Source organism: Bacillus sp. DHT2 (assembly GCF_026241455.1).
Taxonomy (GTDB): Bacteria; Bacillota; Bacilli; order Bacillales; family Bacillaceae_G; genus Bacillus_A; species Bacillus_A pseudomycoides.
Genome location: NZ_JAPHWH010000049.1, coordinates 1 through 4,363 on the forward strand (window position 1 = coordinate 1; position 4,363 = coordinate 4,363).

Genomic DNA, 4,363 nt, shown 5'->3' on the forward strand with positions numbered 1-4,363 from the left:
ACCTTGGACTCTGTCCAAACCTGCTGGGGAACTCTTCCCCAGACCCCCTCAATCGAACTCCCCAACCCCTCAATCCTGAGGGGCTCCCTCGCCGGTTGGCAGGGTCAAAAGGGTACCTTTTGACAACCACAAGAGGGTTGCATAGTGAGTATGGCAACTCCTTATCCTCCCGCCCCCTTACGGGTTCAGTCCGGTACCGTTGACATACGCCATGCAGCTACCTCTGCTCTTTTTGTTGTTTTGAAATAAAAAAGTCTAATTCACTATTTGACATTTCAAAATAGCGATTATTTTTCATAGAGGGGTACCGCCAGCATTTTGGAAAAAAACCACACTAAGAGCATGCAGAATTTTATACAGTTTTTTAGCTAATCCAGTAACAAACGAGAACCTGAAAACCGGACCATAATAGGAATGTATAAAAAATCGCATAGATTCACAGAAAAAGAAAAAGGCGGATTCCTTGTGAGAGTAGGGATTCGCCTTTTTCTTGCTACCGATAATGAGACGTTATGTTAACCTTACATGTATAGGATATGCATTTAAGAATGGGGGGATTTTATGAAGTTTATAATATCTTTGCAAGGTGGGATGGCAGTTGGAAAGACAACGTTAGCAAGAAACCTTGAAAAAAAGTACAAAAATTTACATGTATTCTACGAGAATCCATATCCAATTGTACAAAAAAGAAAAGAACTCAATTTAGATATTCGAAAAAAGGAAGGGTTTGTACATAACCAAAGGTTATTTATTCAAGCTGAAATCGAAAGGTTTAAAACTCTACCTGAAGGAATTGTGTTATTAGATCGTGGTCCAGAAGATATTGAGTTTTACACTTTGCATTTTCCGAAATCTATAGGGGAGAACTGGGATATTGAAACTGAATTAAATCAAGAATTACAAGAACTTAGAAACTGTCGCTCTAACTTAATTTTATACTTAGATGCTCCAGTAGAAATATTACGCGAACGAAAAAAAACAGATAAAACCAGGAGTAGAAATTCCTTTGAAGAACAATTGAAATTTTATAATCAAGAAAAGAACTGGTATAAGCATTTTAGCACCACAATGATTCTTGATGTTGGTTTCAAAACAGAACTAGAAGTAGAAGAGTCTATAGCAGAAATTTTACATAAGAAGAACTTCCAATAACGAACTTTATGTAAATAAGCCGTCCATATGGACGGCTTATTGTATTTTTGACTAGCGTAGTTTTTTTCCAAAATGCTGGTGAAACCCCATAATGAATTTAATTTTGGGGGGATTTTTCAAAATAGAAACCTGTCCCATTTGCTTGTGGAACAAATCCTTCTTGAACTGAACCATTTTCCACCATATTTTGTTCTTCTGATGTTATAACAGTGATAACATCTTTCTCTTCTGCTATTGCATTTTCTCTTTGATCTTGTTCTTCTTTAGTAACATGTTTGTATTGATCTCCATCAGTCTGTACAAATACCTTTGTACCTTGAAAATCTTTTACAAATCCGATTGATAATACTAAAGCACCTGAAAAAACAATAGATAATACTAATTTTCTTTTCATAAATAAATCTCCTAATATTTTTAATTTTTTCCATACACTTACTGTGAATCTAAATAAAATAATACAATATATTATCAAAAAATACTGTTATAAATGAAGATTTTTAATTTCTCCTTGTTTTTGGGTGTGAGTGCTGGTTGGGGGGGTGGGGGCTAGCCCCCAGGAACTTAACGTAACTGAATATTGCAAAAGAGAATTGCATGAATCGATAGGACTGGGTGGTTCGGCTGGTACAATTGCTAGTCCAAGTCGAGCAACTTAATCCTCGTTTTTGGTCTGTTCGGCTTGGCGAAAGCTCAAAACCAGCCGAATTTCGGAATGCAATGAAGGAAAGGTGGAGATTTTTTGAGTGGGTTTCTCAAAAAATACTACCTGACCATTGTATGGAGAAAAGCCCTACTAAGAGATATAGAAAGAGACAGGCTAAAAACCTTGATAAATAAGGCTTTTTAAAGAGCAAATGTAACATAGCTTGTGATACATAAATGTATCATAGCTTGTGATACATTTATGTTACAAGATGTAACAAATAATTATTTACATGTATATTTATTTGTTATACGATGTAACAAAGTTGATACATAAATGTATCATAGCTTGTGATACATAGGAGGGAATAAAAGAATGATATCAGGGGTGTTGCAATTGGATAATGAAGAAGAAAAAAAGATTACAGTTGAATTAACAAGCGAAGAATTGAATAAAATTCAAAAGTTACTAGAGCTTGAAGAAGAAAAAGAGAAAACAGAAAAACAAAAAGAAGAAGAAAAAAAGAACTATAACTTTATACAATTGTATCGTGATAACATGCCTGAATTACGTTGGTTAATGACAAAACAGCCATTTGCTAGTAGTTTGTTATTTTTTATATTAGAACATATGGACAACCGTAATGCTTTAGCTTGTTCATATTCAGTTTTTGAAGATTATTTCGGAAAATCAAGAATGACGATTTACAGAGCAATTAAAATCCTTGAAGAAAATGGTTTTATTGATGTATTAAAAATGGGCACATCAAATGTTTATGTAGTTAATGAAAATCTTGCATGGACAGATAAAAACACAAGTAAAAAATTCGCAAAATATGACGGAAAAATCCTTGTTAGTAAAAAGGAAAATAAAGATTATCAATATAGAAACCAATTCGATAGATTCAAAGCCTTACGCGAAAGAGAAGGGATAAAATAGAGCAAAAAAGCGATACCCCTTACAATAGGTATCGCTTTTTTATCGCCCCCTGTCCATGTCATGTCCTTTTTGTTTACTTTTGCTTTTCATTTCTCTGTTATGCTCACGTTCGAACTGATTGTCTATACCTTTTATATCCAATTCATTTTTGATAAGCCCTCTAAACGCCTCAAATTGCTCTTTAAAGATTTTTTTCGTTTGTTGGTATAAAACCTTTATGTTTGCTTTCAAATCACGTATATGAGCCTTCAAATAGTGTATATCGCCCTTTAATGAACCGATTTCAAGCGTAGCTGACGCCAATTCCTTTTTTAACTGTTCATTTTCCTTCGTTTTTTGATAGACTTCCTCACGGAGATTTTTATTTTCCTGAACTAGATCCGTTGTCTGCAAACGCTCATAATCTTTTTTTACAGTAACAGCTGCACCTACCAAACCTTCCAGATATTTAACTTGTTTTGGTGTATAAACATAATTACCTGTTTCTTTTTCAATGATTTTAGGTTTCCCAATAAATTTGGATTCCACCTCTGTCTTAATCTCTTTCTTTTTACTCTTTAGATTCATTTTCTTTTCAGGAACTTGCTCACTAACTTTTACAAGTTCATCTTTCTTTTTGACAATTTCTCTTTCTAGCCACTGAATTTCTTTTTCTAAATCCTTTTTTTCTTTGTACTCGTTCACATCTTTATATTCATTTGAGCCAACTAGTTTTCGTTCAATGCCACGCTCTTTTAATATTTTTTCTAACAACTTTACTTCTTTTTCTCGCCAATCATCAAAAGGACGAGTTTTATCTAACGTTGAATCTTGTTGCGTAATGGCTCGGTCAAATGATACTTGCTTTTCAAGTCCTCGCTTATATCCACTCGCCACAGGCACAAAATTTAAATGCATATGAGGGCTTGTCTCGTCATTGTGAATGACCGCATTATAAACTTTTAAATTAGGATTTCGTTTTTCAAAATCCTTGAACCATTCTAACAAAATTTCATTTGCTCTTTTATAATCGGCATTGCGAATGAAGTCGTTCAAATCACCAACTTGAATGATCATTTCTTGCTGAAGCGAAGTTTTTTTACTGGACTGAATGTGTTTATAATAATCGTCAATTTTCCTATCAGAGCGTTTTTGTTTAGCGTTATAGTTCTCCAACGCTCCCCCGAACTCTTCTTGATACAATTCTTTTAAATCTTTCTGAACAAGATATTTATTTTCGTCAGACCTTGAATAATCTATGTGTGAATTTCGCTCTTTTTCCTTCTCGCTCATTGTCCTATTATTGTGTTTGATATTGGTTTTGTTCGTTGCCTTCTTGAGAGAAACTGACATGCTCATGACGAATCAACTCCTTGCTCTCACTATACCAAAAGCTTTGTTACTTTGGCAAAGTAACCTTTTCTGTATTGTGACACTCCGCTACGCTCGATGTACACAATGAAAAGGCTCTGCGAGGCTATGTCGGTCTCCGCCGAACCATGCTTTGCATGGCAAAAAACAAAACCTTGGACTCTGTCCAAACCTGCTGGGGAACTCTTCCCCAGACCCCCTCAATCGAACTCCCCAACCCCTCAATCCTGAGGGGCTCCCTCGCCGGTTGGCAGGGTCAAAAGGGTACCTTTTGACAAC

The 4,363-nt window shown here is 35.2% G+C and carries 4 protein-coding genes; 2 read left to right on the forward strand and 2 right to left on the reverse strand.

Going from position 1 to position 4,363, the window contains the following annotated elements; translation table 11 throughout:
* Positions 1 to 561: 561 nt before the first annotated feature.
* Complete coding sequence (locus ORL93_RS30650; protein WP_265960331.1) at positions 562 to 1,152, forward strand: AAA family ATPase; 591 nt, start codon at positions 562 to 564, stop codon at positions 1,150 to 1,152.
* Between the two features lie 97 nt (positions 1,153 to 1,249).
* Here the strand turns inward: ORL93_RS30650 and ORL93_RS30655 are convergent, their stop codons facing one another.
* Positions 1,250 to 1,546, reverse strand: a complete 297-nt coding sequence (locus tag ORL93_RS30655; protein WP_265960332.1) for a hypothetical protein — start codon at positions 1,544 to 1,546, stop codon at positions 1,250 to 1,252.
* A 636-nt stretch (positions 1,547 to 2,182) separates the two neighbouring features.
* On the opposite strand from ORL93_RS30655, the gene ORL93_RS30660 reads away from it, so the two are divergent.
* Positions 2,183 to 2,734: a replication/maintenance protein RepL gene (locus ORL93_RS30660; RefSeq protein ID WP_483298363.1), complete on the forward strand. Its 552-nt coding sequence runs from the start codon at positions 2,183 to 2,185 to the stop codon at positions 2,732 to 2,734.
* Between the two features lie 39 nt (positions 2,735 to 2,773).
* Here ORL93_RS30660 and ORL93_RS30665 read toward each other — a convergent pair whose 3' ends face one another.
* Entirely contained in the window at positions 2,774 to 4,072 is a 1,299-nt protein-coding gene (locus ORL93_RS30665) for a plasmid recombination protein (protein WP_265960334.1), read from the reverse strand.
* Positions 4,073 to 4,363 lie beyond the last annotated feature (291 nt).